This window comes from Fundidesulfovibrio sp. (genome assembly GCF_058402725.1).
Genome location: NZ_JBZVFJ010000046.1, coordinates 1 through 25,060, shown reverse-complemented (window position 1 = coordinate 25,060; position 25,060 = coordinate 1). Strand labels below are relative to the sequence as shown.

The 25,060-nt window shown below is 68.9% G+C and carries 28 protein-coding genes; 16 read left to right on the top strand and 12 right to left on the bottom strand.

Translation table 11 applies throughout. The features are described 5' to 3' along the window. Positions 1-180: 180 nt before the first annotated feature. The 4 genes from ACV4UX_RS08080 to ACV4UX_RS08065 form a co-directional block, all read right to left on the bottom strand. Positions 181-996 carry an ABC transporter substrate-binding protein gene (locus ACV4UX_RS08080; RefSeq protein WP_491592800.1) on the bottom strand — a complete coding sequence of 272 codons (816 nt, stop codon included), beginning with the start codon at positions 994-996 and terminating at the stop codon, positions 181-183. Between the two features lie 29 nt (positions 997-1,025). Then, positions 1,026-1,754 carry an amino acid ABC transporter ATP-binding protein gene (locus tag ACV4UX_RS08075; RefSeq protein ID WP_308464632.1) on the bottom strand — a complete coding sequence of 243 codons (729 nt, stop codon included), beginning with the start codon at positions 1,752-1,754 and terminating at the stop codon, positions 1,026-1,028. A 237-nt stretch (positions 1,755-1,991) separates the two neighbouring features. Continuing rightward, positions 1,992-2,777 carry a cyclic di-GMP-binding domain-containing protein, MshE-related gene (locus ACV4UX_RS08070; RefSeq protein WP_491592799.1) on the bottom strand — a complete coding sequence of 262 codons (786 nt, stop codon included), beginning with the start codon at positions 2,775-2,777 and terminating at the stop codon, positions 1,992-1,994. After that, on the bottom strand, positions 2,774-3,625 hold the full coding sequence (locus tag ACV4UX_RS08065; protein WP_491592798.1) for a tetratricopeptide repeat protein: 852 nt from the start codon (positions 3,623-3,625) through the stop codon (positions 2,774-2,776). The genes ACV4UX_RS08070 and ACV4UX_RS08065 overlap by 4 nt, the downstream gene beginning before the upstream one ends. A gap of 106 nt (positions 3,626-3,731) precedes the next feature. Between ACV4UX_RS08065 and ACV4UX_RS08060 the strand changes: the two genes are divergently transcribed. The 8 genes from ACV4UX_RS08060 to ACV4UX_RS08025 all read left to right on the top strand — a co-directional run bounded on the left by ACV4UX_RS08060 (position 3,732) and on the right by ACV4UX_RS08025 (position 11,149). Further along, positions 3,732-4,940 carry an efflux RND transporter periplasmic adaptor subunit gene (locus ACV4UX_RS08060; RefSeq protein WP_491592797.1) on the top strand — a complete coding sequence of 403 codons (1,209 nt, stop codon included), beginning with the start codon at positions 3,732-3,734 and terminating at the stop codon, positions 4,938-4,940. Further along, complete coding sequence (locus ACV4UX_RS08055) at positions 4,937-5,638, top strand: ABC transporter ATP-binding protein (protein WP_491592796.1); 702 nt, start codon at positions 4,937-4,939, stop codon at positions 5,636-5,638. The genes ACV4UX_RS08060 and ACV4UX_RS08055 overlap by 4 nt, the downstream gene beginning before the upstream one ends. Continuing rightward, on the top strand, positions 5,613-6,773 hold the full coding sequence (locus tag ACV4UX_RS08050) for an ABC transporter permease (protein ID WP_491592795.1): 1,161 nt from the start codon (positions 5,613-5,615) through the stop codon (positions 6,771-6,773). The genes ACV4UX_RS08055 and ACV4UX_RS08050 overlap by 26 nt, the downstream gene beginning before the upstream one ends. A gap of 3 nt (positions 6,774-6,776) precedes the next feature. Then, a complete protein-coding gene (locus ACV4UX_RS08045) occupies positions 6,777-7,940 on the top strand; it encodes an ABC transporter permease (protein ID WP_491592794.1) in 1,164 nt (387 codons plus the stop codon). A 137-nt stretch (positions 7,941-8,077) separates the two neighbouring features. Continuing rightward, positions 8,078-8,824 carry a helix-turn-helix domain-containing protein gene (locus ACV4UX_RS08040; protein ID WP_491592793.1) on the top strand — a complete coding sequence of 249 codons (747 nt, stop codon included), beginning with the start codon at positions 8,078-8,080 and terminating at the stop codon, positions 8,822-8,824. Between the two features lie 1,208 nt (positions 8,825-10,032). Further along, positions 10,033-10,341 carry a hypothetical protein gene (locus ACV4UX_RS08035; protein ID WP_491592792.1) on the top strand — a complete coding sequence of 103 codons (309 nt, stop codon included), beginning with the start codon at positions 10,033-10,035 and terminating at the stop codon, positions 10,339-10,341. Beyond that, positions 10,323-10,721 (top strand): hypothetical protein, encoded by a 399-nt coding sequence (locus tag ACV4UX_RS08030; protein ID WP_491592791.1) that lies wholly within the window; start codon positions 10,323-10,325, stop codon positions 10,719-10,721. Before ACV4UX_RS08035 ends, ACV4UX_RS08030 begins: the two co-directional genes overlap by 19 nt. Positions 10,722-10,885: 164 nt before the next feature. Continuing rightward, positions 10,886-11,149, top strand: coding sequence for a hypothetical protein (locus ACV4UX_RS08025; protein ID WP_491592790.1), 264 nt, complete (start codon positions 10,886-10,888; stop codon positions 11,147-11,149). A 505-nt stretch (positions 11,150-11,654) separates the two neighbouring features. Here the strand turns inward: ACV4UX_RS08025 and fliQ are convergent. From fliQ to ACV4UX_RS07990, 7 genes are read right to left on the bottom strand one after another with little or no spacing between them, the layout of a single operon-like run. After that, positions 11,655-11,924, bottom strand: coding sequence for a flagellar biosynthesis protein FliQ (gene fliQ, locus ACV4UX_RS08020; RefSeq protein WP_491592789.1), 270 nt, complete (start codon positions 11,922-11,924; stop codon positions 11,655-11,657). A gap of 12 nt (positions 11,925-11,936) precedes the next feature. Further along, positions 11,937-12,653, bottom strand: a complete 717-nt coding sequence (gene fliP / locus ACV4UX_RS08015; RefSeq protein WP_491592801.1) for a flagellar type III secretion system pore protein FliP — start codon at positions 12,651-12,653, stop codon at positions 11,937-11,939. Further along, positions 12,610-13,059 (bottom strand): flagellar biosynthetic protein FliO, encoded by a 450-nt coding sequence (gene fliO / locus ACV4UX_RS08010; protein ID WP_491592788.1) that lies wholly within the window; start codon positions 13,057-13,059, stop codon positions 12,610-12,612. Before fliO ends, fliP begins: the two co-directional genes overlap by 44 nt. Beyond that, a complete protein-coding gene (gene fliN, locus ACV4UX_RS08005; protein ID WP_491592787.1) occupies positions 13,052-13,606 on the bottom strand; it encodes a flagellar motor switch protein FliN in 555 nt (184 codons plus the stop codon). Before fliN ends, fliO begins: the two co-directional genes overlap by 8 nt. Positions 13,607-13,618: 12 nt before the next feature. Further along, positions 13,619-14,596: a flagellar motor switch protein FliM gene (fliM, locus tag ACV4UX_RS08000; protein ID WP_491592786.1), complete on the bottom strand. Its 978-nt coding sequence runs from the start codon at positions 14,594-14,596 to the stop codon at positions 13,619-13,621. Between the two features lie 9 nt (positions 14,597-14,605). Then, complete coding sequence (locus tag ACV4UX_RS07995) at positions 14,606-15,208, bottom strand: flagellar basal body-associated FliL family protein (protein WP_491592785.1); 603 nt, start codon at positions 15,206-15,208, stop codon at positions 14,606-14,608. Positions 15,209-15,227: 19 nt separating this feature from the next. Beyond that, positions 15,228-15,926 (bottom strand): YggS family pyridoxal phosphate-dependent enzyme, encoded by a 699-nt coding sequence (locus ACV4UX_RS07990; protein WP_491592784.1) that lies wholly within the window; start codon positions 15,924-15,926, stop codon positions 15,228-15,230. Between the two features lie 122 nt (positions 15,927-16,048). Between ACV4UX_RS07990 and ACV4UX_RS07985 the strand changes: the two genes are divergently transcribed. Beyond that, the gene (locus ACV4UX_RS07985; RefSeq protein ID WP_491592783.1) at positions 16,049-16,906 is read left to right on the top strand and encodes a 4Fe-4S ferredoxin; all 858 of its coding nucleotides are present in this window, start codon (positions 16,049-16,051) and stop codon (positions 16,904-16,906) included. Between the two features lie 101 nt (positions 16,907-17,007). Here ACV4UX_RS07985 and ACV4UX_RS07980 read toward each other — a convergent pair whose 3' ends face one another. After that, positions 17,008-18,447, bottom strand: a complete 1,440-nt coding sequence (locus ACV4UX_RS07980) for a 4Fe-4S binding protein (protein WP_491592782.1) — start codon at positions 18,445-18,447, stop codon at positions 17,008-17,010. Positions 18,448-18,536: 89 nt separating this feature from the next. On the opposite strand from ACV4UX_RS07980, the gene ACV4UX_RS07975 reads away from it, so the two are divergent. The 7 genes from ACV4UX_RS07975 to ACV4UX_RS07945 all read left to right on the top strand — a co-directional run. Continuing rightward, entirely contained in the window at positions 18,537-19,235 is a 699-nt protein-coding gene (locus ACV4UX_RS07975; RefSeq protein WP_491592781.1) for a Crp/Fnr family transcriptional regulator, read from the top strand. A 95-nt stretch (positions 19,236-19,330) separates the two neighbouring features. After that, entirely contained in the window at positions 19,331-19,771 is a 441-nt protein-coding gene (gene fliJ / locus ACV4UX_RS07970) for a flagellar export protein FliJ (RefSeq protein WP_491592780.1), read from the top strand. A gap of 31 nt (positions 19,772-19,802) precedes the next feature. After that, the gene (locus tag ACV4UX_RS07965; protein WP_491592779.1) at positions 19,803-20,495 is read left to right on the top strand and encodes a MotE family protein; all 693 of its coding nucleotides are present in this window, start codon (positions 19,803-19,805) and stop codon (positions 20,493-20,495) included. Between the two features lie 139 nt (positions 20,496-20,634). Continuing rightward, complete coding sequence (locus ACV4UX_RS07960) at positions 20,635-21,825, top strand: AAA family ATPase (RefSeq protein WP_491592778.1); 1,191 nt, start codon at positions 20,635-20,637, stop codon at positions 21,823-21,825. After that, a complete protein-coding gene (locus ACV4UX_RS07955) occupies positions 21,822-22,391 on the top strand; it encodes a DUF4276 family protein (protein WP_491592777.1) in 570 nt (189 codons plus the stop codon). Before ACV4UX_RS07960 ends, ACV4UX_RS07955 begins: the two co-directional genes overlap by 4 nt. Before the next feature lie 11 nt (positions 22,392-22,402). Beyond that, entirely contained in the window at positions 22,403-23,245 is an 843-nt protein-coding gene (gene truA, locus ACV4UX_RS07950; protein WP_491592776.1) for a tRNA pseudouridine(38-40) synthase TruA, read from the top strand. After that, a partial coding sequence (locus ACV4UX_RS07945; RefSeq protein ID WP_491592775.1) for a hypothetical protein occupies positions 23,163-25,060 on the top strand: 1,898 nt, incomplete at its 3' end. The genes truA and ACV4UX_RS07945, both read left to right, overlap by 83 nt.

The window sequence follows — 25,060 nt, the reverse complement described above, 5'->3', positions numbered from 1 at the left end:
GCGCCGGGCCGGGCCCGGGGGGGCCGGCGGGCGCGCTGGGCGCCCGCCGGGGATTGCCGGTCGGTCGGGGCTGCTAGTGTTGCGTCCTTACGGTCCGTCCGTACGGACCGTCAAGACAAGCAGCCAAAACCATTGATTTTCATTATGAAAAACATCTTCATGTTTTTCATGGTCTCGACACTAGGGCCAGAGTTCCATGGTCCAGGTGAGGGGGATGTAGTTCTTGGTGTCCTTGCCGAACCACTTCTCGTAGATTTTCTTGTAGTCGCCCTTTTCCCACATTTCCATGAGGGTCAGGTTGATGAAGTCGCGGTACTTGGAGTCGTTTTCCACAACGCCCAGGCCGTAGGGTTCGGGGGAGATGTAGTCGCCCACGATGTCCCAGGTTTCGGGCTTGTCGTCGGCGTACTTGATGCCCACGAGGATGGCTTCGTCGGTGGTGACGGCCTCGACCTTGCCCTGCTTGAGGGCCAGGAAGGCTTCGGGGTAGGTCTCGAAGGAGACGACGGTGGTGCTCGGCTCGGCCTTCTTGACGTTCTGCTCGGAGGTGGAGCCCTTCACGGAACCGACCTTCTTGCCGGCCAGGTCCTTGACGCTCTTGATGGGGCCGTCTTTCTTCACGAGCAGGCGCTGGCCGGTCATGAAGTAGGTGATGGAGAAGTCGACCTGGCCTTCGCGGTCTTTCTTGTGGGTCATGGTGGCGGCCACGATGTCCACGTCGCCCTGGGTGAGCATGCCGATGCGGGTGGAGGAGGTGACGGGCTTGAGGGCCAGCTTCACGCCCAGCTTGTCGGCGATGTACTGCATGATGTCGATTTCGAAGCCGACGATCTGCTTGGTCTTTTCATCGACGAAGCCGAAAGGCTGCTGGGAGTCTTTGACGCCGGCGGTGAACACGCCCTTGGCCTTGATGTCTTCGAGCTTGCCCGCGAAGGCGGGGGCCGCTGCCAGGGTCAGGATCATGAGGGCCGCGAGGGCCTTTGCCAAACGCTTCATCGATGCCTCCTCTCGGTTTTGGGTTGCGGCTAGAGGATTTCCTTCAAAAAGGCGCGAGTGCGCTCGTGTCTGGGGTTCTTGAAGAACTCCTGGGGCGGGCCCGCCTCGATGATCTCGCCGCCGTCCATGAAGATGACGCGGTCGGCCACTTCGCGTGCGAAGCCCATCTCGTGGGTGACGCAGAGCATGGTCATGCCTTCGCGGGCCAGGTCCTTCATGACGTTGAGCACTTCGTTGATCATTTCGGGGTCGAGGGCGGAGGTGGGCTCGTCGAAGAGCATCACCTTGGGCTTCATGGCCAGGGCGCGGGCGATGGCCACGCGCTGCTGCTGGCCGCCGGAGAGTTCGGCGGGGAATTTGTGGGCCTGGTCGTGGATGCCCACGCGCTCCAGAAGGCTCATGGCCATGGCCTCGGCCTCGGCCTTGTCGGCCTTGCGCACCTTCAGCGGGGCGAGGGTGATGTTTTTGAGCACCGAGAGGTGCGGGTAGAGGTTGAACTGCTGGAAGACGATGCCGATCTCGGCGCGCAGGAGGTTCACGTCCACGGATTTGTCGTGGATGTCCTGGCCGTCGAAGAGGATGGTGCCGCGCTGGTATTCCTCAAGGCGGTTGACGCAGCGGATCAGCGTGGATTTGCCCGACCCGGACGGGCCGCAGATGACCAGCACCTCGCCCTGCTCGACGGACTCCTCGATGCCCTTGAGCACGTGGAAATCCCCGTACCATTTGTGGACATCCTTGAACTCGATCATGGGCATGAGGCGCGTTCCTCCCTGATAAATCACAATTCTCGCAAGAGCCCAAAGTAACCGGATAGGGGGCTTCGGTCAAGGAACCCCTCGAAATGGTCGGGAATGCCCGCAGGCCGGGGCGAGGCGACGCGCGGGAGCGTCCCGGCGGGCGCAAGGACGGCCGCAGCTCGCCCGGACACGGGGCCGCGAGTCGCCCGCCGGGGCCGCCGCACGACGGGTGCGCCGCCCCCTCCGGCGCGGCGGCTAAGCGGCCGGGGCGTCCAGGGTCGCGGCGACGCGTGCCTCGGGCGAGGCCAGGAGCACGCCGCAGGCCGGGGGCCCGGCCGGGGAGGCCGCAGGGGCATCGCGCCAGTTCTCCCGCAGGTAGCTGGCCACGGCTTCCAGCAGGTCGGCCCCGTCCTCGTGGTCCGGCCTGGCCTGCTCGAGCATTGCGCGCATGCGTTCGTCCAGGTGCAGGGTGAAGCGAAGCTCCGCGCCGCCGGGCAGGGGCACCGAGCAGGGCAGGCGGTTGGGCAGGTCTTCCAGCTCCTGCGGTCCGGCTTCGCCATGGGCCTTCAGCGGGCAGCGCGCGAAGCGCAGGAAGGCCAGCTCCAGTGCGCGGGCCAGGGCCTGGAGCGCCCTGCCCTGGGAGCTTGCGCCGTAGAAGGCCTCCAGACGCTCCGCCCGCTGGCGCTCGCGGGTCATGTAGCCCGCCAGGATCTCCGAGAAGCGCGCGGGGTCCAGGTGCCCCAGGGCCAGCAGGGCCTCGCCAAGGTGCACCTGGTTCACGCTCTGGCGGAAAAGAAGTTCGTCCATGTGGCGCCTGGCCACGTAGCCCAGCGACACGGCCAGGCTGCCGAAGCTGCGGCCCGTGCCGCGCTGGCGCGCGAGGATGTCCTCCACCTGGGCGGGGGTGAGCATGCCCGCCTCCACGGCGAAGTCGCCCAGGCGGCGGTTGGCCTCGTTCTGGTGGGCGCAGGCCTCCTCCACCTGTCGGCGGGTGGCGTGGCCCTGCTCCACCAGGTAATGCCCCAGGAACTGGAAGCTCACGGCGCGCCTCCCTTGCCGCCGGACGGGCCGGGGCCTCCGGCCTCCAGCGACGAATCGGCGATCAGCTCCATGCCCATCTCCACCTGGGGCGCGGGGGAAGCGCCGAGTTTGCGGTCGAGGTATTCCTTGAAGCGCAGGGCCGCTGCGTGGTCGGCCCGTAGCGCGAGCGCCCTCTCCACAAGGCGCAGGGCGGCGCGCAGCCGGCCCTTTTCCAGGAGCGCCCGGGCCATGTTGAGAAGCAGGTGCTCGTCGCGCGGGCTCAGGCGCAGGGCCTTGGCGTAGTGGCCCAGGGCCTGGGCGTGCATGCTGTTCTTGCGCAGCTGGATGCCGAACTCGTTGAACAGGTGCTTGTATTCGGGATCGAAGGTCCCTTCCAGGCGGGAGAGCTTGCGGAAGACGACGTGGGCGTTCTGGGTGTCGCCGCGCTCCAGGTAGGTGAGCCCCAGGCCGAAGGAGGCGCGGATGTGGTTCTCGTCCAGGCGCAGGGCGTTCTTGTACTCGAATTCCGAGGTGAAGAGCTGGCCCTGGTCGCGGCAGCGGTCGGCGTCGTCCACGATCCGCTCGACGCGGGCCATGGCGGGCAGGTATTTCTGCAGGTAGATGTGGGGCTCGGGCTTGAACTTGGCCAGCAGCTCCTCGCGGGTGACGCTCCGGGGCGCTCCGGCGGGCGTGTAGTTCTGCGAAAGCGGCGTGCAGGTCACCACGCCGGGCTCTTTCTCCTCGGCGTACACGTAGACCACCTGCTGCACGCGGCGCTTGGTGGCCCCGAAGCCCACGGTGGTCGTCGTCTCGGCGGCGAAGACCCCCTGCACGGCCTGGGCGGAGGCTCTGTCCGGCTTTTCGGTCATTCCTACGGTCCTGTTATCCAAACCGCGGCGTACTGTCCACGCCGCCGCGCGACATGACGGAAATTGCTGATGACCCCTGGCGGCGGCTGGGCTATGGAACGGCTCCATGAACATGGACCTCGACAAGCTGCGCATCGCGCGGGGCCCCTCCGGGAGCGCCCCCGCCGGGCGAAGACGTTTCGGGCGCGCCGCGTGGACGCTCCTGGGCCTGGCCCTGGCGGCGGCCGCATGGATCTTCTGGCCCTCCACCCACGAGGCGGACCTCGTCCAGGCGGGGCTCTACTACCCCACGCGCGCCCTCACCCTGGTGAACGCCACGGGCTACGTGGTGGCGGACCGCAAGGCCTCGGTGGCCTCCAAGGTGACCAGCCGCCTGGTCTGGCTGGGCGTGGAGGAGGGCAGCCGCGTGACGAAGGGGCAGGTGCTGGCGCGCCTGGAGTCCGACGACGTGGAGGCGGCCCTGCGCCAGGCCCAGGCCGACGTGGAGGCCGCCCGCTTCCGCGTGGAGCAGGACCAGGCCGAGCTGGCCGACGCCACCCTGAACCACGGACGCTTCGCCCGCCTGGAGAAGGGCCGCGTGGTGGCCCGCTCCGAATACGACCAGGCCCAGGCCCGCCTGCGCAAGGCCCAGGCCGCCCACGAGAACTCCCGGCGGGTGCTGGAGGCGCGCCGCGCCGCCCTGGAACTGGCCCGCGCCAACGTGGAATACACCGTGATCCGCGCCCCCTTCGACGCCGTGGTGCTCACCAAGAGCGCCGACGTGGGCGACATCGTCACGCCCATCGGGGCCTCCTCCACCTCCAAGGCCTCGGTGGTGACCATCGCGGACCTGGGCTCGCTCCAGGTGGAGGCCGACGTGTCGGAGTCCAACCTCTCCAAGGTGCGCGCGGGCCAGCCCGTGGAGATCATGCTGGACGCCTACGGCGAGGAGCGCTTCCCGGGGCGCGTGCACATGATCGTGCCCACGGCCGACAAGTCCAAGGCCACCGTGCTCGTGAAGGTGCGCTTCGACGCCCTGGACGAGCGCGTCCTGCCCCAGATGAGCGCCAAGGTCGCCTTCCTGGAGCGCAGGCCCGAACCCGGCGAGAACGCCCCCCGGCTGGCCGTGCCCGCCAAGGCCCTGACGGAGCGCGGTGGGGCGCAGGCGGTGTTCGTCCTTCGCGAGGGCCGCGCGCGGCTCACCCCCGTGACCGTGGGCGCGCGCCTGGGCGACATGGCCGAGATCCTCTCCGGCCTGGCCGCCGGAGACAAGGTGGTGCTCTCCCCGCCGGACTCCCTGCGCGACGGCGACGCCCTCAAGACGGCCGGGCAATGAACCAGGCCCCGCTCATCGAGATCCGCGGGCTGTGCAAGGCCTACCGGCGCGGCGGGCAGGTGATCCCCGTGCTCGCGGACATCTCCTTCGACATCGCCCGGGGGGAGTTTTTGGCGCTCATGGGGCCTTCGGGCTCGGGCAAGTCCACGCTGCTCAACTGCCTGGCGGGCATCGACCGCATCGACGCGGGGAGCGTCACCGTGGACGGCGTGGACATCGCCCGGTTGGGCGAATCGGACCTGGCGCGCTGGCGCGCGGCCACGGTGGGCTTCATCTTCCAGTTCTACAACCTCATCCCCGTGCTCACGGCCCTGGAGAACGTGGAGCTGCCGCTCCTGCTCACCGGGCTCTCCGGGCGCGAGCGCCGCGAGCACGCCCTGGCCGCGCTGGACGCCGTGGGCCTGCCCGACCGCGCCAGCCACCACCCGGCCCACCTCTCGGGCGGCCAGCAGCAGCGCGTGGCCATCGCCCGGGCCATCGTCACCGACCCGGCCGTCATCGTGGCCGACGAGCCCACCGGCGACCTGGACCGCGCCAGCGCCGAGGACATCCTGGCCCTCATGGACCGCCTGTGCACCGACCTGGGCAAGACCATCATCATGGTCACCCACGACCCGCGCGCCGCCCGTCAGGCCCATGTGCTCCTGCACCTGGACAAGGGGGAGCTCTCCCGTGTTGCTGATCCGGCTGGCCTTTAGGAACGCCTTCCGCCACCGGCTGCGCTCCGCCCTGACCATCCTGGGCGTGATGGTGGCCATCCTGGCCTTCGGGCTCCTGCGCACGGTCATCGACGCCTGGCACGCGGGCGTGGAGGCCAGCTCGGCCAACCGGCTCGTCACGCGCAACGCAGTGTCCCTGGTGTTCTCGGTGCCCCTGGCCTACCGCGAGAAGATAAGGGCCATCCCCGGGGTCACCCACGTCTGCCCGGGCATGTGGTTCGGCGGCATCTACGTGGACGAGAAGAACTTCTTCGCCAACTTCGCCTACGAGCCCCACTCGCTCTTGGCCCTCTACCCGGAGCTGGTCATCGACGAGCCGGCGCGGCGAGACGACTTCCTCAAGGACCGCAAGGGCTGCCTGGTGGGCGCGAAGCTGGCCAAGCGCTTCGGCTGGAAGGTGGGCGACGAGATCACCCTGCGCGGCACCATCTACCCTGGAGACTGGCCCATGACCGTGCGCGCCGTCTACCGGGGCGGCCGGGCCAACACCGACGAGTCCCAGCTGTTCATGCACTTCGCCTACGTGGAGGAGTCCCTGCGCCAGAGCGCGCCCTCGCGGGCCGGGCAGGCGGGGTTCTACCTGGTGGGCGTGCAGGAGGCCTCCCGCGCCGCCGAGACCGCCCGGGCCATCGACGCCCAGTTCGCCAACTCCCCGGCCGAGACCCTCACCGAGACGGAAAAGGCCTTCCAGATGGGCTTCGTGGCCATGAGCGAGGCCATCATCCTGGCCATCCGGCTGGTGAGCTACGTGGTGGTGGCCATCATCCTGGCCGTGGCCGCCAACACCATGGCCATGAGCGCCCGCGAGCGCACGGGCGAGTACGCCGTGCTCAAGACCCTGGGCTTCCCGGCGCGCACGGTGGCCCTGCTCATCTTCGGGGAGTCGCTGGTGCTCTCGCTCACGGGGGCCGGGGCCGGGCTTGCGCTCATCCTGCCCTCGGCGCGGGTGTTCGGGCGCTTCATGGAGGACTTCATGCCCGTGTTCGAGGTGTCGCGGCTCACGCTGGTCCAGGGCGGCCTGGCGGGGCTGGCGGTGGGCGTGCTCTCGGGCATCTATCCGGCGCTGTACGCCTCCAGGGTGCGCATCGCCCAGGCCCTGCGCCGGGTGGGGTAGGCCGTGGCCGTTCCCCTCAGCTACTCCTGGCGCAACCTGCTCACGCGCCGCGCCACCACGGCGCTCACGGCCGGGGGCATGGCCCTGGTGGTGTTCGTGTTCGCGGCCACGCTCATGCTGGCGGAGGGCCTGCGCCGCACGCTGGTGGCCACGGGCAGCCCGGACAACGTGGTGGTGCTGCGCAAGAGCTCCGAGACGGAGGTGCAGTCCTCCCTGGAGCGCTCCGCCGCCAGCGTGGCGGCCACGCGCCCGGAGATCGCCCAGGACGCCTCCGGGGCGCTGGATGCCGCGCGCGAGGTGGTGGTGCTTTTCGTGATGCCCAAGCGCACGGGCAGCTCCTCCAATGTGGTGATCCGGGGCACGGAGCGCGCCTCGCTTGGGCTTCGGCCCCAGGTGCGCCTCGCGGAGGGCCGCCTGCCCCGGCCCGGGTCCACGGAGATCATGGTGGGCGCAAGCGTGCGGGAGAAGTTCGCGGGCGTGGCCCTGGGCCAGAGCCTCTTCTTCGGGCAGCGCGCCTGGACCGTGGTGGGCGTGTTCGACGCGGGCAGCACGGGCTTCGCCTCGGAGATCTGGGGCGACGCCGAGCAGCTGATGCAGGCCTTCCGGCGCAACGCCTACTCGGTGGTGGTGGCCAGGCTGCGCGAGCCCGGGCTTCTGGAGCCCTACCGGGCCGCCGTGGAAGGGGACCCACGGCTCCAGGCCGAGGTGCGCCCGGAGCGCAAGTACTACGAGGACCAGTCCAAGGCGCTCTCCAAGTTCCTCAAGGTGCTGGGGGTGTCGCTCACGGCCATCTTTTCCATCGGGGCCATGCTGGGGGCCATGATCACCATGTTCTCGGCCGTGGCCGGGCGCGTGGGCGAGATCGGGGCCCTGCGGGCGCTGGGTTTCGGCCGCCGGGCCATCCTGCTGGCGTTCCTGGCCGAGGCGGCGCTTCTGGGGGGGCTTGGCGGGGCCGTGGGGCTCTTTTTCGCGGCGTTCCTCTCGTTTCTTTCGTTCTCCACCACCAATTTCCAGACCTTCGCGGAGCTTGCGTTCAAGTTTACGCTCACGGGGGAGATCGCGGCGTGGTCCATGGGGTTCGCGCTGTTCATGGGGCTTGCGGGGGGGGTGCTTCCGGCCCTGCGCGCGGCGCGCATGAACATCGTGGAGGCCCTGCGCTCGGGTTGACGCGCGGGCTGTCATGTTTTCAGTTGCAATTGGAGCGGATTGCTTTACAGGTGGTGGGCAACGCGGCTTGATATTCCTTTTGTTCGGCTTCGTGGCAGGGTGCATCCGTTTAGGCATCACCGAGAAGGCGGCTGACCATGAACATGGTTGAGAAAGTGAAGCAGGGCATCGTCCGGCTGGCGCGCGAGCACGGCGGACCCTCGGCGCTGGCCGAGAAGTCCGGCGTGGGGCAGCCCAACGTCTCCAAGTTCCTCTCCGGGAAGGCCATTCCGCGCTTCGACACGGTGGCGCGCATCCTGGAAACGCTGGGGGCGCGCATCCTCTTCCCCGACGACGAGCGCGACACCACGCGCCCGGTGGTGTTCGTCTCCGCCCGGCGCTCCGGCGGGACCTCGGAACAGACGCCCCCGCCCGCTCCCGAGAACTACATGGCCGTGCCCCTGGCCCAGGGGGCCGTGGCCGCCGGGCCGGGCCTGGTGCCCGAGGACGCGGTGCGCGGCTGGGTGCTGGCCCTGAAGGACCAGGCCTCCATCCGCTACCGCACCAACCTGGTGGCCATGGAGGTGGGGCGCGGACAGGAGTCCATGGCGCCCACGCTGCACCCCCTGGACATCGTGCTGGTGGACCGCGACGACTTCCGCCCGGAGCCCGACGGCTCCATCTTCCTGGTGCGCGAGCCAGGCCCCGACGCCGAGGTGGCCGTGAAGCGCGTCTACACGAGCCGCAAGGAAGGCCAGACCCTGCTGACGTTCGTCTCCGACAACCCCGACAAGCGTTCCTACCCGCCCTCGGTGCACAGCCTGGAGAGCGACTACCAGGGCGACCTGCGCCGGGCCATCGTGGGCCGGGTGGTCTGGTCCTGGTCGGACATGACGCGCAAATAGGGGCCGACCCGGCGCGCCCCTTGTCCGCAGCGCCCGGACCGGGCCGGGAACAGGCTTGAAGGCCCGGTCAGGCCGCAGCTCCGCCCGGTGGGCCCGCTTCCCCGCTCTGTGAGGCGGGCCGAGGGATCGCCCGGCCGCATCGCAAGGAGCCGCAGGACATCGCGCCCCGCCCGGTCAGGCCGCACGCCCCCTCCCGACGCCCGGCAGGACTCGCCAGGGGCGTCGGCCCGAACGCCCCGCCGTCCCGCAACAGCCCCACGACCGGGCAGCCGCGCCACGGCGTCCCTTTCCCGAACCCAATCCCCACGCGCGCGGCAGGACAAGCGCTGTCCAGGCGCGTTGACCGACACATGACCGGGTCTGTTTCGTTCCGCCGCGCGCGGCTGGACAAGCGTCCGACACGGTCCCTTCCCTCATGACGTATGCCGTTACGCGCGCACGGCTAGCAGCCTGCTCAAAATGCTCGCTGGCTGCCTTGCAGGGATAAGCCAAGCCCTCACCTATGAGAAATACGCTTCGGGCTTGGCTTTTCACTGCGCCTTGTCAGCGGTTTGTTGAGCAGGCTGCCAGAATCGACTGTTTGAAAGGGCTGCTAGTGCAGAGCGCTCCACTTCCGGCTCGTCGGAGGGGGGACGCCCTTCCTGCCGGGTTGGAAGCGCCCCCTCCAGAACTTGCCGCGTAGGGCTTGCACCGTTCGACACCAAGAAATGCAAATTATAGAATATAGACTCATTCCAAATTCGTTGATGAATTTATTATTGATCATTTTCAAGACAATCTCTGCACAAAACTGAAATAATTACCTTTATTATTTACATACACAAATTGACAAAAATTCGTTTCAGAATATGATTCGGGCCATGCATTCGGGGACGCCTCGCAGACGCGGCGAGGTCGGTACCGGAAGACCCAAGGCGAAGCCTCCGAAGCCCAATCACGCGGGACAGGCGGGTGCGAGGGAAGACCGCAAACCAGGCGGCGACGGCGAATCCGATGCAGACCAGTCCGGCCGGACTGGACAACCCGAAGCCGGTGAGGGATCACCAACCCGGCCCGCCCCGCCCGCCGGGGCGGCGTGCCAGGCAACGTTTCATCAACCAGGGCCGGGACGCGGCAAGCCAGGGTCCGTCCCGGCCCGCCCCACGGGGAGGGCCGCAATGCACGCTCGACGTGATCCGACAACGCCCGTCGCCCCGGGAGAAACCGACGTGACCGAACCAGCCTGCGAACACTGCGGACACTGGGATTCCCGCGACGCCCTGGTGGGCTTCTGCGCGGAGATCACCGGCCACCTGCTCCTGGACCGCGCCCTGGGTCTGCGGGGGCTCTCCACCTGCCGCACCGCCGCCTCGGGCCGGTGCGCCTACTACGAACCCTCGCCCGAGGCCCTGAAGAAGGAACAGGCGGAAGCGCTCCACGCCCGCGAACTCCTGCGCGGCGCGGGCAGCTTGTACCCCGCCAGCCTCAACCCCCGGCGCTTTCCGGAAAGGACACCTCAATGGCCATCCTCGACGTGAACCTCGAAGCCGTGCTCCCCGAGACCGAGCAGCCCCTGCCCACCGGAGACTACCCCTGCCGCGTGGCCGACAGCCTGCTCATCCGCTCCAAGTCCGGCAGGCCGCTGCTCAAGCTGGTCTACGACGTGACCCACGGCCCCTTCCAGGGACGCCAGGTCGTCGACGCCATGCTCCTGGACCACGAAGCGGGCCTCACCCGCCTGAAAACCCTGGCCCTGCGCGCCGGGCATCCCGCCCCGGGCCGACTCCACGACTCCGAGGAGCTGCACGGCCTGCGCTTCACCGCGCGCGTGGCCCTGGAGCATTCCGAGACCGGGCAGAGCCCGCCCAGGAATCTCGTGCGGGCCTACCGTCCCGCGCAGGACGCCCCCAAGGCTTGAAACCGATCCCAACGCCCGGAGGCGCGCGGAGGACGCACGCCCCGGACGATCCCCATCGCGCTGGCCGGGCACGGCGGGCCAGAACGCAACGCATGCCGCTTCCGACCCGGACGGGGGGCCTCCAAGGCCCCCCGGTCCCGCCCGGCGGCAAGGAGACGCCGAACATGTGGTGCCCCCAATGCGGCACGGACACGCGGGTGCTGGAAACCGACAAGCTCGATCGGGCGGTGGTCCGCGTGCGCTGGTGCCGCAACGAGTCCTGCCGCTTCCTTTTCGAAACCCACGAGGGCATCACCGGGGCCGTGGTGCGCGAGACTCCCGAAACCGCCGGGGCCTACCTGCCTCCGGCCAAGGCTGCCGCGCGCCACCTGGACCTGCTCAAGAGCCAGGGCCGGGCGCGCGACGCCGTGGTGGTCAAGCGGGCCTAGCAGCGCGATCATGGACGGCATGAAGATGTTGTTCACAATGAAAAGCGAAGGCTTTGGCTGGTTGCCTTGAAAATCCGTCGGGACGGATTGTGAGGACGCAACGCGGGCAGCCGTGCCGGACGGATTCGCCCCGCGCGCTGGCGCGAGGCGAATCCGGCCCGTCACCGCAGGCGAGCCGCCCGGCAGGGGCGCACCCCCGGGCCGGGCGTCCCGCGCCTGGACGCCCCGAACGAGGCATGCCGCGCACCGATTCCTCCCGCGTCGGCAACCCCGGCTCGCGTTGCGGCCCGCAAGCCGTGGTCGGACCTGCGCGGGCGTCCTTCGTGAGAGTCCTTGCCCGCCGGGCGCGCGGGAATCCGTTGACGGATTTAATATGCCAGGATAGGCATATGCCCAACACGACATAGCCGCCCGCTTCCAGCGGGCGGCCCACGCGATCAAACCTCCTGCCAGAGGTGGTCGATGCGGCCCGGACGGATCTCGCCCCGTCCGGGCCGCGCAGTTTTTATTGGATGTATTTTGGCAGGTTGAGCAGGATTTCTCGGGTGAAGCCGACCATCTTGTCCATGAGCCAGGGGAAGGCGAGGATGAGGGCGATGAACATGGCCACCATTTTGGGGACGAAGGTCAGGGTCATTTCCTGGATCTGCGTGGCGGCCTGGAGCACGGAGAGCACCACGCCCACCACGAGGCTCACGGCGAGCATGGGCAGCGAGAGCAGCAGGGTGATCTCGATGGCGGAGCGGGCGAAGCCGATGACGGTTTCGGGGGTCATGGCGGAACTCCTCTAGACGAAGCTGTTGACGAGCGCGGCGGTCATGAGGTTCCAGCCGTCCACCATGACGAAGAGCAGGAGCTTGAAGGGCATGGAGACCATGGCGGGCGGCAGCATCATCATGCCCATGGCCAGCAGCACGCTGGAGACCACCATGTCCAGAACCAGGAAGGGAATGTACACCAGGAAGCCGATGGTGAAGCCGGTCTTGAGCTCGCTGATCATGTAGGCGGCGCTCAGCATCACGGTGGGCACGTCCTCCCGGGTCTTGGGCTGCTCCATCTTGGTGATGGTGTAGAAGACGGAGAGGTCCTTCTCGCGGGTGTGCTTGAAGAGGTATTCGCGCAGGGGCGCTTCGGCGCGTTTCACGGCCTCGGAGAAGCCGAGGCGCTCTTCCATGTAGGGGTTCAGGGCCTCGTCGTAGATCTTCTTGCCGGTGGGGTACATGATCACCACGGTCATGAAGATGGCCAGGCTGGCCAGGATCTGGTTGGGCGGCATCTGGCCGGTGCCCATGGCCTGGCGCAGGAACGAAAAGACCACGATGATGCGCGTGAACGAGGTGCAGCACAGCACGATGGAGGGCGCCACGGAGAGCACTGTGAGCGTGAAGAGGATCTCCAGCAGCATGCTGACCTTTTCGGGCTGCTGCTGCCCGGCGGCCAGATTGAGCGTGAGGGTGGGTTCAGCCCCCTGCGCCGGGAGCGCCAGGGCCAGGGCCGCCAGCATCAAGGGGGCCGCCAGGGCCGCCGCCTTTGCGGGCCTGGTCCAGGGCGTCTTGGAATTCTTGGGCTTCATGGGACGTGTCCACCTCTGTGAGCAGATTGATGCTCTGGTCCGTGACCCCGAGCACCAACAGCTTATTCAAGAAGCGGACCACCATAATGTTCTTGCGGGGTCCCAGGGTCATGTGCCCTTCCAGGCGCAGGCCGTGCGCCAGGGATCTGCCGCCCAGGCCCAGGCGCGGGCCGAAGCGCCGCAGCATCCAGAAGGCCAGCAGGATCACCACCAGGATCACCAAGAGCGCCACCCCCATCTGCACGGCCGCTCCGCCGAGGTCCACGGCGGGCGGGGGCGGGGCGGCCACGGGCGCGGTCACCTGGGCGGCCACGGCGGGGGCGGCGGGATCAGCCAAGCTGCTTCACCCGCTCGATGGGGCTGATGATGTCGGTGAGGCGCACGCCGAACTTCTCGTTGATCACCACGGCCTCGCCCCGGGCCACCAGCTTGCCGTTGACGTAGATCTCCAGGGGCTCGCCCGCCAGCTTGTTGAGCTCGATGACGGAGCCCTGGCCCAGCTGGAGCAGTTCGTTGATGAGCAGCTTGGTGCGCCCCAGTTCGGCGGACACGTCCAGGGGGATGTCCAGGATGAAGTCCAGGTCGCGCCTGCCGGTGTCGGCGCGGGGCGCGCGGGCGTCCTGCGTCAAATCCTTGAACGAGGCCTCGCGGCTTTTGGCGGCCAGCTGGGCCTGTTCGCGCTCCTTCTTGACGGCGGTTTCCTCTTCGCCCGCCAGGGCCGCGGCCCACTGTTCGGCCAGGGCGTCGTCGCCCCCGCCGCCGGAGGACGAGGAAGCGGCGGCGAGCGCCTGCTCGAAGGGGTCCGCCCCGCCCGAGCCGTCGGTATCCTCCAGGGCGGCCGCCCATTCGGCTGCCAGCTGGTCTTGATCGATGTCGTCGGCCACGGTCGCCTCCCGCTAGAAGTGGGTTTCTTCCTCCCGCAGCACCTGGAAGGCCTTGTTGGACTTCACGGTGCCGGGGACGCCCCAGAATTTTCTCACGCCCTGCACTTCCACCTTGAGCAGGTCTTCCACGTCGGTGTCCAGGAGGATGATGTCGCCCTCCTTGAGCGAGAGCAGCTGCCGCCCGGAAAGCTGGGTCTTGCCGAATTCCACCACCATCTCCACGGGGGTTTCCATGAGCCGCTCCTTGAAGCGGCTGATCCAGGCGTGGTCCACCTCCAGGCGCTCGGACTGGAAGGAGGCGTAGAGCTTGGAGCGGATGGGCTCGATGGTGGCGTAGGGCAGGCAGGCGATCATGGAGCCGATGGCGTTCTCCAGTTCCACCTCGAAGGTGACCACCACCACCACGTCTGAGGGGGGCACGATGGCCGCGAACTGGGGGTTGATCTCGGAGCGGATCAGCTCCACGTGCACCTCGTGCACGGGCCGCCAGGCGTCCTCCAGGTTGGCCAGGGCGATCTTGACCACCTTGGCGATGATGGCCTGCTCGATGGGCGTGAAGTCGCGTCCCTCCACCTTGGGCTGGCTGCCCGCGCCGCCGAAGAAGTTCTCCACCAGGGCGAACACCAGGCGCGAATCCACCACGAGGATGGCGTTGCCGCGCAGGGGGTCGAGCTTGAAGATGTTGATGGAGGTGGGCACGGGCAGGCTGCGCATGAAGTCGCCGAACTTGGACATGTCGATGGAGATGGGGTTCACGTCCACGCGCTTGCGCATGGCGTTGGCCATGGCGTTGGTGGCCAGCCTGGCGAAACGGTCGTTGATGATCTCCAGAACGGGCATGCGCCCGCGGATGATGCGGTCCTGGTTGGAGAGGTCGAAAGGCACGATGCCCGAGTCGTCCTCGAGGATCTCGGACTCGGACTCGATCTCGCCGCCCGTTAGGCCGCGCAGTAAGGTGTCGACCTCGTCCTGGCTGAGGATCTTGCTCATGGCCGGCCCCTACTGGATCACCCGGTCGGTGATGAACACCTGCTTGACCTTCCCCTGCCCCATGATCTGGTTCACGCGGCCCTGCAGCTCGGTGCGGAAGGCCAGCATGCCGTCCACGGAGGAGAGGTCTTCGCTGGTCTTGGACCAGAGCAGCGTGAGCACGGCGTCCTTGACGCGCGCCTGGTACTTTTCCGCGAATTCGGAGGCGGCGTGGGCGTCCGCGAAGTCGAACTCCACGGAGAGGCGCACGTAGCGCTTGCCGCCCGGGTCGGCCAGGTTGGTGACGATGTTGGCGATGGAGGTGACGGGCTTGTTCTTGTCGTCCTTCTTGCCCGCGTGGCTGCCGCCTTCCTCCTTCTTTTCGTCCTTCTTCTCTTCCTTTTTCTCGTCCTTCTTCTTTTCGTCCTTCTTCTCGGCCTTCTTGTCGCCTTCGGCGGGGGCCTGCTCTTCCGTCCCCTCGGCGGGCGGCGGGGCGAGGAACTTCAGGTAGGCGAAATACCCGCCGCCGCCCAGGGCGGCCAGGATCACCACCAGGATGATGATGAGCAGAAGCTTGCTCTTTTTCTTTTTCGGAGCGCCTTCCGCGCTTTCTTCTTCCACTTTCTTGGCCATGTGCGGCTCCTCGCTTGGTTCAGCCTTCGCGCGCCCCGAAAAGGTCCGTGCCCACGCGCACCAGGGTGGCCCCTTCCTCCACGGCGGTCTCCAGATCGTGGGACATGCCCATGGACAACTCGGGCAGCCCGCGCCCGAGCCGCTCCGCGAGGCGTTCGCGCAGCGCGCGCGCCCGGGCGAACAGGCCCCGGTTGGCCTCGGCGTCCTCGTTCCAGGGGGGCATGAGCATCAGCCCGCGCAGTTCCAGGCCCGCAAGGCCCGCCACGGCCTCGGCCAGGGACTCCACGTCCTCCGGGCGGCAGCCGGATTTGGCCGCCTCGCAGGCCAGGTTGGCCTGCACGAGCACCCCCTGGCGCACGCCCAGCGCCGACGATTTCTGATGCAATACCCGGGCCAGCTCAAGGGAGTCAACGGAATGGATCAACTCGAAGCGCCCGGCGATGTGCTTCACCTTGTTCTTCTGGAGCCTGCCGATGAAGTGCCAGCGCAGGCCCAGGGGGGCCAGGGCGTCCATCTTGGGCAGGGCCTCCTGCACGTAGGACTCGCCGAAAAGCGTCTGCCCGGCCTGGAAAAGGGCCTCCACGGCATGGGCCGGATGGGTCTTGGAGACGGCGACGAGGGTCACGGTCGCGGGGTCGCGCCCGGCCCGCGCGCAGGCCGCCGCGATGCGCGCGCGCACGCGCTCCAGGCGTTCGAGTGGGGAAAGGCTCTCCGTCATGGGAGGGGGCTACCACATTCGCGCCCGATGGGAAATGGCCCCGGAACCTGCGCGGAGCGGGCCTTGACCGCGTGCCCGGACGCGTTCATCCTGGGCGGACGACGACGAGGCAGGAGCACGCCGTGGAAGAACTCGCCCGCGCATTGGCCGCCTGGATGGACGACCGCGCCAACAACGCCCTGGAGCCCGGTTCGCCCCTGCCCGCCTTCGACGCGCCCCTGCTGGGCTGCGCCTCGGGCGCGGACCCGCTTTTCGCGCGCATCCGCGCCGACATCGGGGCGGACTTCTACTGGTCCCCGGCCCAGGCCCACGCCCTGGCCTTTCCCGACCCCCCTGCCGCGGACGAAGAGCTTTCCGTGATCGCCTGGGTCCTCCCCCAGACCCGCGACACCCGCGAGGCCCACCGCAAGGCCCGCGAACTGCCCAGCGCCCAGTGGAGCAAGGCCCGGCACTACGGGGAGCAGGTCAACGAGGCCCTGCGCCGCCACGTGGTGGAGCTCCTGGCCGCGCGCGGCGTGCGGGCCTGCGCCCCGGCGCTCCTGCCCCAGTGGGGCCGGGCCGTGTCGGAGCGCTTCGGCTTCGCCTCCACGTGGTCGGAGCGCCACGCGGCCCACGTCTGCGGCCTGGGGTGTTTCGGGCTCTCCGACGGGCTGATCACCCGGGCGGGCAAGGCCGTGCGGGTGGGCTCCGTGGTGGCGCGCGCGGCGTTCGCCCCGACGCCCCGGCCCTACGAGCGTCACGACGAGTGGTGCCTGCGCGCCCGGGGCGTGCCCTGCCGGGCCTGCATGAAGCGCTGCCCGGCCGGGGCCATCAGCGAAGCCGGACACGACAAGGGCAAATGCAAGGCCTACATCCGGGGCGTCACGGCCCCGTGGGTGGCCTCGGACCAGCTGGGCTTCCCGGTGAACAGCTGCGGCTTCTGCCAGACCGGCACGCCCTGCGAGGCGGGCGTGCCGCCCGTGAAGAAGGGCCGCGCCTAGTGTCGCGATTTTGAAAAACAGGAAGATGTTATTCAGTGAAATGAAATGGCTTGGGCTGTTTGCCTCGACAACCCGCATGGACGGATGGTGAGGACGCAACACTAGAGCCGGGCCACGCCCAGGAAAACGGCCATGAGCGCTCCGGCCAGGGCCGCGAAGGCGGGCTCCGTCCACGGGCGCGACCGGCCCAGGAACGTGAGCGAGAGCACCCCGTGCGGGCAGCGCTCCAGGCAGTCCCGGCACAGCGAACAGGAGACGCCCGGTGCGCGCCGGGCCAGGTCTTCCGGGCGCAGGGCGTCGTAGCGGCAGGCCCGGGCGCAACGCCCGCAGCCCGTGCAGCCTTTGGCCAGGGCCAGACGCCAGGGCGAGAGCCTGCCCAGGAGCCCGGCCGCCAGACCCATGGGGCACCAGCCCGCGCAGTGGGCCATCACGCCCAGGCGGCGCGAGACCAAGAGCATCACGCCCACTCCGGCCAGGCCGAACCCGGCGGCCAGGGCGCCGGCCGTCCAGGCCGGAACGCCCGCTCGGCCCATGGCCCAGGCCCCGCCCAGCGTCAGGGCGGCCAGGGCGGCGCGCGCCGCGCGCATGCGCCGGGGGGCCGGGGCGGGGCGCTTGAGCGCCTGGGAGCAGGCGCTGTCCCAGGCCCCGATGTAGCACAGGTGGCTGCACCAGCCCGGCCCCATCAGAAGCACCGCCCCGGCGAAGAGCGCGAGCATGAACAGGCCCTCGCCCCTGTAGAGGGGACCCGCTGCGATGAGCGCGGGCACGGGCAGGTGCAGCGCGCCGCTCATGAGGAAACGCTCGAACCCGGCCAGGCCCAGGGCCAGTTGGGCGAAGAAGGCTGCGGAGAAGACGCCCCAGAGCAGCCTGCGCGCCCGGCCTCCGTCCTTGCGCAGCAGGGCCTCGGCGGCGAACCCGGCGTAGAGGGCCAGGAGCGCCGCCTCCAGCCACCCCGCGCCGGGGAGGAAACGCTCGGCCAGGAGCATGGGCCGCGCGGCCTTGAGCTGCACGGCGGCCAGCCCCGCGAAGGCCAGCGCGGCGGCGGCAAGGCCCGGCCAGGGGGAGGGGGAGGGCAGGGCAGGGACCGGCGAGGGCAGGGCGGCCTGAGTCAGGTCGGCAACCGAAGAGCCGTCCGGGCCAGCGTCCCGCGCCTCGCGCCCGTCGCGCCCGCGCGGTTCCGGCCCCGAGCCGGGTCCGGGGCCGTCCGCGCTCCGCGCTCCGCCCCTCAGAGGACGCTCCAGGGCCCAGGCCGCCGCCAGCGGGACCAGGGCCGAGGCCGAGAGGATCAGAGCCAGGCGCATCCAGGGCGCGCCCATGGCGGAGCGCAGCATGATGAAATGGAGCATGGTGTCCACCAGCACCAGGCTCCCGGCCAGCAGCGCAAGCTGGGCCGCCCGGCGGGCGAACTCCCTGCCGGTGAGCAGGCCCAGGGCCGGGACCAGCCAGGCCAGGGCCTCTGGCAGGCCGTGCCAGCGGTGGGCGTGGGCCGCCGGGAGCAGGAAGCCCAGGGCCACCAGGAGCGTCAGGAGCGCGCGTCGCATCGGTACCTCCACGTCGTCGGAGGCATTCCTACACGCCAACGGTCACGCGGGGTTTGATTTGCGTCAAAATGAGGATACACCCTCGCCCCATGGAGAAAAAATCCCCTTCCACCCTGTCGATCCTGGCCAAGGCGCCGCTGTTTTCCGGTCTTTCCCCGGCGCAGCTCGCCACGCTCGAAAACAACTCCGCCGTGCTCCGGCTGGACAAGGGGCAGGTGGTGTTCTTCGAGGGCGCGGAGGCCAAGGGCCTCTACGTGCTGCTCTCGGGACAGGTGAAGATCTACAAGTCCTCGTCCGAGGGCAAGGAGCAGATCCTCCACGTGCTGGGTCCGGGCGAGCCCTTCGCCGAGGTGCCCATGTTCCAGGGCACGCGCTTCCCGGCCAACGCCATGGCCATCCAGCCCAGCTCGGTGCTCTACCTGGAGAAGAGCGTGCTCACGCGGCTCATGGAGCGCGACGCGGGCTTCGCCATGGCCATGCTGGCCGCACTCTCCCAGCGCCTGCGCCAGATGGCCACCATGATCGGCCAGCTCACCCTGCGCGAGGTGCCCGCCCGCCTGGCGGCCTACCTGCTGCACCAGTCCGAGGGCAAGGACTCCCCCTCCTTCGACCTGGACATGAGCAAGGGCCACCTGGCCGGGTTCCTGGGGGCCACGCGGGAGGCCCTCTCGCGCGCTCTGGCCCGCCTGGAGGACCAGGGCTACATCACCATGCGCGGGCGCAACATCACCATCGAGGACTTCGAGCGTCTGCGCGAACTCTCCGAGGGCGAAACGCGCCTGAAGTAGCGCAGCGATCCCGTCGCGCGGGCCGTCCGGACGGGGCCTCGCCCGCCGCGCGGCCAACCCCCCCGTGGCCTGGATGTTGCTAGCGTCCCAGGGCCATGACCAGACCCTTCCGCTTCACCCTCGCCCAGGTGCTCGACTACCGCGAGCAGCTGGAAGACCAGGCCAAGCTGGCCCTGGCCAAGGCCCAGCAGGCCCTCCAGGAGCGCCAGGAGGCCACGGCCCGCCTGGACGCCGCCCTGCGCGAACACCTGGAGCGCATGGCCCGCGAAGGCGCGAGCGCCGCCGACTTCTGGCTGGGGCGCAACTACGCCCGCCGTCTGGAGGAGGAACTGGGTCTCTCCCGCCTGGAGGAACTCCGGTTGGCCCAGGACGTGCAACAACGCAGGACCGAGCTGGTGGAGCGCTCCAAGGAACGCAAGCTTCTCGAAAAACTCAAGGAAACACAGGCGGTTCGCCATGAACGTGAAGAGCATCGCAAAGAGCAGGCCCAATTCGACGAAATGGCGACCCTTCGCTACCAGCCCCCGGTGGTCTAAGGTCCTGCTGGTGGCTGCGGGGCTCGCGGCCGTGAAGCTCGCGCTGCTGCTCTTCATGGGGCTCTCCACGTCGGGCCAGCGCCAGCAGGCCCCGGCCCCGGTTGCCGCGCCCCCGGCCCAGATGGCGGCCCAGATGGCGACTGCGACCGCGCCGGTCCAGCCTGCGCCCAAGCCCGCGCTCCAGGCCGCCGCATCGCCTTCGGGGCAGGCCCCGGCCGCGAGCGTCCAGGCCCCTCTGGCGACCGTGCGCGCCTCCATCCTGGAGGACGCCCCGGCCCACGCCGCCCAGCAGGCCCCGGCCCAGGACAAGAAGGCCCCGGCCCAGCCCCCCCAGGGCGTGCTCACCCTGGAACAGCTCAAGACCCGCGCCGAGGAGCAGGAGCGCCGCGAACAGGCCCTGAAGTCCCTGGAAACCGACCTGAACGCCCGCATGACCCAGCTGCAGAACCTCGAAAGCCTGCTCAAGGGCATGCTGGCCGAGGCCAAGTCCCTCAAGGACGAGAAGCTGCGCCACCTCATCGACGTGTACACCAACATGAAGGCCAAGCAGGCCGCCTCGGTGCTGGAGACCCTGGACGAGCAGATCGCCGTCAAAATCCTGGCGGGCATGAAGGGCCGCCAGGCCGGCGAGATCCTGACGTTCGTCTCGGCCAAGAAGGCCGCCAAGCTCTCCGAAGACCTCACCAAGCTCCAGACCGGCCCCGAGCTGCCCGAAAAGCCCTGACCCGGCCCCCAATGACGCCCTCCCGTCCCCGTCCGCGCCCACCCGCGCGGGCGGGGACGGTCTTTTCAGGGGGCTTTTCCTTCCGTACGAGACAGGGTACGCGGATTCGACTCTCATCGAAGGCACGAGCGGAGGGACCATGCGCATCGAGACCATTCGCCTGAAGAATTTCAAGTCCTTCAAAAATGTCCTCCTGACGGACATCCCCAGGTTCTGCATCGTCGTGGGCGCCAACGGCACGGGCAAGACGACGTTGTTCGATGTGTTCGGCTTCCTCAAGGACTGCCTCACACACAACGTGCGCAAGGCAGTCCAGCAGCGGGGAGGGTTCAAGGAACTCGTGTCGCGAGACGCCCAGTCCGAGTCCATTGAAATTGAGTTGCAGCTGCGCCTGGAAATCAACAACGCCAACCGCCTGGTTACCTACCGGGTGGAGATCGCAGAGGATTCCTCCGGGGTCCATGTTTCCCACGAAAGCATGCGCTACAAACGCGGAAGGCATGGAAGACCATACACCTTCCTCGACTTCTCCAGAGGCATGGGACAGGCCGTGGTGAACGAAGAAGACTTCAACGACGAAACGAAAGACCTGCGCCGAGAGACCCAAACTCTCGACTCGGACGCCATCCTGGCTGTGAAGGGCCTGGGCCAGTTCCAGAAATTCAAGGCAGCCAGCGCATTCAGGCAGCTGCTCGAAAACTGGCACGTCTCGGATTTTCACATCAGCCTGGCCAGAGGCGCAAAGGACGCCGTGGGATTCGACGAGCATCTGTCCGTCACGGGCGACAACCTCCAACAAGTCGCCAGCAACCTCTATGAAAACCACCGCGAGACGTTCAACCGCATCTGCTCCATCATGAAAGAGCGCGTTCCGGGCGTCAGCTCCATCACGCCAAAGCAGACGGATGACGGGAAAGTGCTCCTGCGTTTCGGCGACAGCGCCTTCAAAGACCCTTTCGTCGACCGTTTCGTCTCCGACGGCACCATGCGCATGTTCGCCTACCTCGTCCTCCTGCATGACCCAAGACCCCACCCCCTGCTCTGCGTGGAGGAACCGGAGAATCAGCTGTACGTGAGCTTGCTGGAGGAACTCGCCGAGGAATTCAGGGATTATGCCCGCAGAGGCGGCCAGGTTTTCGTTTCCACCCACTCGCCCGTTTTTCTCAACGCCGCCCGTCTGGAGGAGGTCTTCTGGCTCGTGAAGCGCGACGGTTTCACCACCGCCTGCCGCGCACAGAACGACCAGCAGGTGCGGGCATACATGGAGGCCGGCGACAGGATGGGTGCATTGTGGAAACAGGGACTCTTCGAGGGAGTTGATCCCCGATGACCACATGGCTCGTCTTCCTGCTGGAAGAACCATCCGCCTGGGACATGCTCCAGGGGCTTTTGCCGAAACTCGGCCTGCCGGATCGCATCCAGGTTCAACCGCTCATCTTCGAAGGAAAGCGAGAGCTGGAAAACAACGCCGTCCACAAGATCAGACACTGGCGCAGACCCGGCAAGGCGGCCTTCATCATCCTGCGCGACCAGGACAAGGAGGACTGCAGCGGAGTGCTCGCACGGCTCCAGGGTCTCGCCGTCGAGGCAGGAAGGCCGGACACCATCGTCCGCGTGGCCTGTCACGAGTTGGAAAGTTTCTACCTGGGTGACCTCCGAGCGGTCGAAAAAGGCCTCGCGCTCGGGGGGATGGCCCGGCGCCAAGGCAAGCGGCAATACCGCAACCCCGACGCGCTGGGCAATCCCTGCGACATCCTGCTCGGCCTCACGCGCGGGAAGTACCAGAAACGCACCGGCTCCCGGGCCATCGGACAGCATCTGGCGCTGGAGGGGAACACCTCCGCGAGCTTTAACAAACTTCTGAAAGGCATCCTGAGAGCGGCTTCCTGCCTGTGATCCCCCCCGCCATGGAACCGACCCTCCGCCTGAAATGCACCCTGGCCTACCAGGGCACGGACTTCGCGGGCTGGCAGTATCAGCCCGAGGGGCGCGGGCGCAGCGTGCAGGCCTGCCTGGAAGAGGCCCTGGCCAGCCTGGCCGGAAGGCCCGTGCGCGCCCACGGGGCCTCGCGCACCGACGCGGGCGTCCACGCCCTGCACCAGGTGGCCCACGCCGACGTGCCCGCCGCGCGCGCCCACATCCCCTGGCGGCGCGCCCTCAACGCCATCCTGCCCCGGGACATGGCCGTGCTCGCCGTGGAGGAGGTCTCCCGGGAGTTCCACGCCCGCTACGACGCCACCGCCAAGACCTACGCCTACACCTTCTGGCTGGAGCAGGGCTTCCTCCTGCCCCAGCGCCGCCCCTTCGTCTGGGACGCAGGCCCCCTGGACCTGGAAGCCATGGACGACGCGGCCCGGGCCTTCGTCGGCAGCCACGACTTCGCCGCCTTCCAGAACGCGGGCACGCCCGTGGCCGACACCGTGCGCGAGGTCTTCTCCATCGCCCGCCACCCCGGCCCCACGCCCCACGAGGCCGTCTTCCGGGTGCGGGGCGCGGGCTTCCTCAAGCAGATGGTGCGCAACATCATGGGCTGCCTGGCCCTGGTCGGGCGGGGTAAAGCAAACGCCCAAACCGTCCGATCCCTCCTGGAGACGAAGGACAGGACCCTCGCCCCGGCAACCGCCCCGGCCAGGGGACTCTGCCTCGAACACATGGAGTTCGGCGGACGTGGACGAAAGCGGCGTCACCAAGGTCCAGGCGGGGACCCTGGGGAGCACCTCCCGGATCAAGAGCGACTGGGCGGCGTCTGAAGTCTTGTCGCGCGCGGGCGACGCCCTGGACCGCCGCCTCGCCGCCCTGCCCGCCAACCCCCTGCTGAGCGGCCTGGACACCCGCCTGAGGGCCTTCGAGTCGGCCCTGGGGGCCTTCGCCTGGCCCCAGGCCCGCATGGTCACGGGCAGCGGGGACGCCTCGGGGAAGATCGCCGGGGTCACCCGGGACGCCGACCAGGCCACCCCCCTGGTGAAGATCGCCTCCGGCGGCTTCGAGGCCTCGGCCCGGACCTCCCTGGCGGCGGGACACTACGCCTTCGACCTCTCCCTGGGCACGGACACCGAGACCCTGGACGTGGACGTGGAGAGCGCCGACACCTGGGGCGACGTGCTGGGCAAGGTCCGCGACGCCGTGAACCAGTCCCCCCTGGCCGCCCGGGCCGACGTGCTCTACCAGAACGCAGCCTTCCAGCAGGACCCCTCCATGCCCGGCACGGGCTCCGTGCTGGCCCTCTCCGTGAACCCCCAGCGCCAGGACCAGGACCTGCGCGTGGCCGACCGCTCCGGCGACCTGCTCGCGCAACTGCGCCTGCGCGCCGCCCGGCGCGCCGTGGGACCGGCCCAGGAGGCCCTCTACTCCGTGAGCGGCCAGGCCACCGCCCTGCCCACCTTCTTCTCCTCCACGCCCACGGACCCGCGCGCCGCCACGACCCTGGCCACCGGACGACACGACCTGGGCATCGCCACGGGCCAAGGCCCACAGGCCTCCACCTACGTCTCCAAGGCCTTCACCCCCACCGACGCCACCACTTTGGCAGCCGGGACCTACGCCTTTTCCTCCACCTACGACGGCGAGACGCGCTCCCATTCGGTCATCGTGGGGTCGGGCTGGTCCTGGGGCGACGTGCTGAACGCCGTGGGCGCGGAGCTGAACGGGCAGCCCGTCTGGGTCAAGTCCGCGAGCCCCACGCTCTCGGCCTCGTCCACGGCCTACTCCCAGCCCGGGGTCACGGCCTCGGCGGACTACTGGCCCATCCCCTCCGCCACCACGCCGGGGGCCACCACCGAAGGCCGCTCCCTCACCGTGACGGGCGCGGCCGGCAAGGACTTCGAGCTCACCGACGGCTCGGGCGGCCTGCTCTTCAGCCTGGGGCTGACGGCGAAGCTCACCGGCGCGCCCGTGTCGTTCAACGTGGCCCCGGGCGACACCTGGGAGGACGTGTACCGCTCCGCCTCCGTGGCCATCGGGGGCAGCCAGCGCTCCCTCGGGGCCGCCACGGCGGGCACGTCGATCCCCTCCACGGTGACGCCGGGCAGGGACCTCCGCCACCAGGGCGCGTTCCTGGCGTTGACCCAGCTGAACCAGCGCATCGGGGAGCGAGTGTCCCTCACCGACGGGCGCACCGGGGTGCTGGACTCCCTGGGGGTGCTGAGCCGCGAGCGCCCCGGGCGCGACGGGATGATCACCGTGAACGGCAAGGAGATGGTTTCCGAGAACGACACCTTCAGCCTGGACCAGGGCCGCGTGCTCCTGGGGCTGGAGTCGGTCTACGAGGAGGACGTGCCCCTGTCCGTGACCTCGGGCATGGAGGCCACGGAGAAGGGCTGGAGCGGGATCACCGACGCCTGGAACTCGCTTTCACGCTATCTGCGGGCCAATGAGGGCCAGTTCGCGGCGGGGCTGGGGCAGCGCCTGGAGGCCCCCCTGGCCTCGCGGACGGGAGACCTGCGCTGGATGGGCGTGACCACCGCCGGGCGCACCGGCCAGCTGTGGACCAACTCGAGGACGTTCTGGAGCTCGTTCCTGGCGGATACGGACCGCGCCCGCGCAGCGCTCTGGGAGCCCGCCACGGG

What these genes read in the sequence shown, in the direction of transcription:
- ACV4UX_RS07960 (WP_491592778.1), top strand. Translation starts at nt 20,635, where the DNA reads ATGCGCATCGAGACCATTCGCCTGAAGAATTTCAAGTCCTTCAAAAAT.
- ACV4UX_RS08030 (WP_491592791.1), top strand. Translation starts at nt 10,323, where the DNA reads ATGGCCATCCTCGACGTGAACCTCGAAGCCGTGCTCCCCGAGACCGAG.
- ACV4UX_RS08025 (WP_491592790.1), top strand. Translation starts at nt 10,886, where the DNA reads ATGTGGTGCCCCCAATGCGGCACGGACACGCGGGTGCTGGAAACCGAC.
- ACV4UX_RS08060 (WP_491592797.1), top strand. Translation starts at nt 3,732, where the DNA reads ATGAACATGGACCTCGACAAGCTGCGCATCGCGCGGGGCCCCTCCGGG.
- ACV4UX_RS07980 (WP_491592782.1), bottom strand. Translation starts at nt 18,447, where the DNA reads ATGCGACGCGCGCTCCTGACGCTCCTGGTGGCCCTGGGCTTCCTGCTC.
- fliQ (WP_491592789.1), bottom strand. Translation starts at nt 11,924, where the DNA reads ATGACCCCCGAAACCGTCATCGGCTTCGCCCGCTCCGCCATCGAGATC.
- ACV4UX_RS07975 (WP_491592781.1), top strand. Translation starts at nt 18,537, where the DNA reads ATGGAGAAAAAATCCCCTTCCACCCTGTCGATCCTGGCCAAGGCGCCG.
- ACV4UX_RS08040 (WP_491592793.1), top strand. Translation starts at nt 8,078, where the DNA reads ATGAACATGGTTGAGAAAGTGAAGCAGGGCATCGTCCGGCTGGCGCGC.
- ACV4UX_RS07995 (WP_491592785.1), bottom strand. Translation starts at nt 15,208, where the DNA reads ATGGCCAAGAAAGTGGAAGAAGAAAGCGCGGAAGGCGCTCCGAAAAAG.
- ACV4UX_RS08080 (WP_491592800.1), bottom strand. Translation starts at nt 996, where the DNA reads ATGAAGCGTTTGGCAAAGGCCCTCGCGGCCCTCATGATCCTGACCCTG.
- ACV4UX_RS08075 (WP_308464632.1), bottom strand. Translation starts at nt 1,754, where the DNA reads ATGCCCATGATCGAGTTCAAGGATGTCCACAAATGGTACGGGGATTTC.
- ACV4UX_RS07990 (WP_491592784.1), bottom strand. Translation starts at nt 15,926, where the DNA reads ATGACGGAGAGCCTTTCCCCACTCGAACGCCTGGAGCGCGTGCGCGCG.
- ACV4UX_RS08055 (WP_491592796.1), top strand. Translation starts at nt 4,937, where the DNA reads ATGAACCAGGCCCCGCTCATCGAGATCCGCGGGCTGTGCAAGGCCTAC.
- fliJ (WP_491592780.1), top strand. Translation starts at nt 19,331, where the DNA reads ATGACCAGACCCTTCCGCTTCACCCTCGCCCAGGTGCTCGACTACCGC.
- ACV4UX_RS08065 (WP_491592798.1), bottom strand. Translation starts at nt 3,625, where the DNA reads ATGACCGAAAAGCCGGACAGAGCCTCCGCCCAGGCCGTGCAGGGGGTC.
- fliM (WP_491592786.1), bottom strand. Translation starts at nt 14,596, where the DNA reads ATGAGCAAGATCCTCAGCCAGGACGAGGTCGACACCTTACTGCGCGGC.
- fliP (WP_491592801.1), bottom strand. Translation starts at nt 12,653, where the DNA reads ATGCTGGCGGCCCTGGCCCTGGCGCTCCCGGCGCAGGGGGCTGAACCC.
- ACV4UX_RS07955 (WP_491592777.1), top strand. Translation starts at nt 21,822, where the DNA reads ATGACCACATGGCTCGTCTTCCTGCTGGAAGAACCATCCGCCTGGGAC.
- truA (WP_491592776.1), top strand. Translation starts at nt 22,403, where the DNA reads ATGGAACCGACCCTCCGCCTGAAATGCACCCTGGCCTACCAGGGCACG.